General features: G+C 62.6%; 2 protein-coding genes. Both read left to right on the top strand.

The features are described from left to right. The first annotated feature begins 2 nt into the window (after nt 1-2). Nucleotides 3-656 carry an ABC transporter ATP-binding protein gene (locus J8I29_RS29465; RefSeq protein ID WP_209434395.1) on the top strand — a complete coding sequence of 218 codons (654 nt, stop codon included), beginning with the start codon at nt 3-5 and terminating at the stop codon, nt 654-656. A 7-nt stretch (nt 657-663) separates the two neighbouring features. Continuing rightward, on the top strand, nt 664-1,920 hold the full coding sequence (locus J8I29_RS29460; protein WP_209434394.1) for a lipopolysaccharide biosynthesis protein: 1,257 nt from the start codon (nt 664-666) through the stop codon (nt 1,918-1,920).

Below are 1,920 nucleotides of genomic sequence, written 5' to 3'. Positions count from 1 at the left end.
ACATGATTCAACTCAGCAATGTGACGAAGTACTACAAGGTCGAGAAGCATCGGAAGATGATCCTCGACCGGGTGTCGATGATCTTCGATACCAGCTATTCCTATGGCCTGATGGGGGTGAACGGGGCGGGGAAGTCGACGCTGCTGCGGCTGATTTCGGGCACGGAAATGCCCAATGGCGGCAGGATCCGCAGATCCGTGCGCATATCCTGGCCGATCGGGTTTGCGGGCGGCTTTCATCCGGCCATGTCGGGGCGGGAGAACGTGCATTTCGTGGCCCGGGCCTATGGCGCCGACATTGCCAGGGCGGCCCGCTTCGTGGAGGACTTCTCCGATCTCGGCGACTATCTCGACGTGCCCATCAAGACCTATTCCTCCGGCATGTCGGCCCGCCTGGCCTTCGCCCTGTCGATGGCGATCGAGTTCGACGTCTATCTCATCGACGAGATCATCGCCGTCGGCGATGCCAAGTTCCAGCTGCGCTGCCGGCAGGCTTTCGACGAGAGGCGCAAGAATGCCGGCCTGATCGTGGTGTCCCATTCGATGGCCACGATCACGGCCTTTTGCGACCGTGGCGGCGTCCTGGCGGATGGACGGCTGACCATGTACTCGAACGTGCCCGATGCCATTGCCATGTACAACCGCTTGAACCGCTGACGGATCGATGAACGAAATCCAGACTGAACTCGACGATCGGCAAGGCAGATCGATCGAACGCATGCGGTCCGTCTCCAAGGCGCTGTCCGATGCCTCACGCCGCGCCCGCTTCTCCAGCCGGTCCAAGCAGGCCTTTTCCGGAGCACAGGGCCTGCGCCGGCGGGCGCGCGAACGCATCATCCGCCTGGTGCTGCTGGTTCTTGTCGTGGTGCTGCCGAATATCGCTTCGATCGGCTATTTCGGCTTCATCGCCTCCGACCAGTATGAATCGATCGCCAAATTCACGGTCTCCAGCGGTGCGCTGCCCAAGATGGACGATCTCGGCTCGGCCACCGGCCTGCCGCCGATGGCGATCGTGCAGGATACGATGATCGTGGTGTCCTATGCCGAGAGCCAGGCCCTGGTGGCCAAGCTGCAGGACGCCATCGATCTGCGCAAATATTACAGCTCCGACAAGATCGATTACTTCTCCCGCTTCAATGCGGCGTTGCCGATCGAGAAGTTCACGAATTACTGGACGCGGCGTTCCTCGGCGGCGGTCTCCATGCCGTCCGGCATCGTCACGCTCCGGGTGAGGGCGTTCAGCGCCGCCGATGCCAAGACGATCGCGACCGCGGTGGTCCAGCAATGCGAGGCGATGATCAACCAGCTCAACGAGCGCATGTTCAAGGACACCGTCGCCGCCTCCGAGCGGGACCTGCAGCTGGCCGGGGAGGCCCTCAAGAGCACGCGCGTGGCCTATGAGAAGGCCCGCAACGCCGAAGGCGTGTTCGACGTCAAGGAGGAGAGCAAGAATCTGGGCACGCTGCTGACCCAGCTCGAGGGCCAGCTGCTGACGATGCAGTCCGAATATGCGACCCGCTCGGCCTATGTCGCCGCCGATGCGCCCCAGATGCGCCTGGCCGCCCAGCGGATCGCCTCGCTCAAGGAGCAGGTGAAGGGCGTGCAGAACCGCATCACCAGCATGCAGCAGCAGGGCGACAATGGCGCCCTGTCCCAGAAGCTCAGCCGCTTTGCCAATCTCGATCTGGAGCAGAAGATCGCGGAAAAACGCTATGCCCAGGCCTCGATCAGCCTGAACATGGCCCGTATCTACAGCGAAAGGAAGATGCTGTATCTCCACACCGTGGAGATGCCGGCCGAAGCCGAGGAACCGCGCTATCCGCGCCGTGTGCTCACCATCGGCCTGGTCCTGCTCGGCTCGATCCTGGCCTGGTTCATCTCCATCGGCCTCGTGGGCGTCATTCGCCGCCACCTGGCTTGA

Source organism: Labrys sp. LIt4 (assembly GCF_017813775.1).
In the GTDB taxonomy this organism is placed as follows: Bacteria; Pseudomonadota; Alphaproteobacteria; order Rhizobiales; family Labraceae; genus Labrys; species Labrys okinawensis_A.
This window is presented reverse-complemented; position numbering and strand designations above follow the sequence as displayed.

What these genes read in the sequence shown, in the direction of transcription:
- J8I29_RS29465 (WP_209434395.1), top strand. Translation starts at nt 3, where the DNA reads ATGATTCAACTCAGCAATGTGACGAAGTACTACAAGGTCGAGAAGCAT.
- J8I29_RS29460 (WP_209434394.1), top strand. Translation starts at nt 664, where the DNA reads ATGAACGAAATCCAGACTGAACTCGACGATCGGCAAGGCAGATCGATC.